The sequence below is a fragment of the Moorena sp. SIO3I6 genome (assembly GCF_010672095.1).
Genome location: NZ_JAAHHU010001431.1, coordinates 1 through 1285, shown reverse-complemented (window position 1 = coordinate 1285; position 1285 = coordinate 1). Strand labels below are relative to the sequence as shown.

General features: G+C 42.8%; 1 protein-coding gene. It reads right to left on the bottom strand.

The window, feature by feature from the left end; genetic code table 11:
• Window positions 1-351: 351 nt before the first annotated feature.
• The gene (locus F6K49_RS49985; RefSeq protein WP_293110263.1) at window positions 352-795 is read right to left on the bottom strand and encodes an Hsp20/alpha crystallin family protein; all 444 of its coding nucleotides are present in this window, start codon (window positions 793-795) and stop codon (window positions 352-354) included.
• Window positions 796-1285: the final 490 nt, after the last annotated feature.

Sequence of the window (1285 nt, the reverse complement as noted above, 5' to 3'; positions counted from 1 at the left end):
TCAACAGTTTAGTACAAAAGCTTTTGAGCTTGTATCAATGTCAAACACCTTAATAGGTAGTGCTATATATGTAAACAAAAAGCGATCGCTTGTTGAGGTTGCGATCGCTTTTTGAAGTAACGATTTAGTCTAAACTCCGTAAGCATTCAGCCGTCAGCCGTCAGCCGTCAGCCATTCGCGCGAGCCTTTGACAAGCCTTTGGCTGATAGCACCTCAAGTAGTCTATTAGCTGATAGGCGACACGCTGATAGGCGACACGCTGAATGCTTACTAAACTCAAGTAGCTAACTAATTGTCCCAAGTCTAGTTAGCCTGCCACTGAGCTAACCAGCTACTGAGCTAACCAGGGAGTTAGTTCAAGTTAACCTTGACAACTTTGTTTTTTTCCTCTTCAGCTTTAGGCAAGGTCAGATTCAAGATACCGTCTTTGTACTCAGCCTCAACTTTGGTATTTTGAACCCGAACCGGTAAAGGAATTATCCGCTGGAATTTACCATAACGGAATTCAGACCGCTTGACGCCTTTTTCGTCAGTATTGGTTTCCTCTTTCCGTTCTCCACTGATAGCAACAACAGTATCTGTGACTTCTACATTCAAGTCTTTGGCTTCCATTCCTGGAACTTCCAATTTCAGAGTGATAGCATCTTCAGTTTGGGTTAGTTCAGCAGCAGGAACATTTTTGAAATGACCAAACTCTCGCAAAGTAGTCGGCACAAAACTATTGTCAAATAGCTGGTCAATTTCCCGTTGTAGGGTGTTGATGTCTTTCCAGGGGTTCCAACGAACTAGAGTCATAGCTCTTCCTCCAAGTTGTAATTGCTTAATTGATTCAGCCTGGTTTTCTGGCCTTTGATTATTATGGTATGACTTCACAATAGCAGTGACAATTCGGTTTTTATCACTAACTTTATAGGGATTGCCGTTATGAATAAGTTGTGAAGAGGGAACAGGGAACAGGGAACAGGGAACAGGGAGCAGGGAGCAGGGAACAGGGAACAGGGAACAGGGAACAGGGAACAGGGAGCAGGGAGCAGGGAATAGTAAGAAAGAGATTCGAGGATTTTTTGGGGTTATCAGACAGCAATGCAACCTTTGGTTTTATAAACTATTTAGAAATGCTATAGTTAACGTTGATATAAATTACGGTAAACTGAATACAATTGGGTTCGGTAAACTCGAATTCAGTGGTCAGCTAATGCGCTACGCGCACGCTACGCGAACAGGTATCAGGTAAAGCAATTCAGTTAAGTCCGATGATGGAATCCACAGATTTTACCCATTCAGT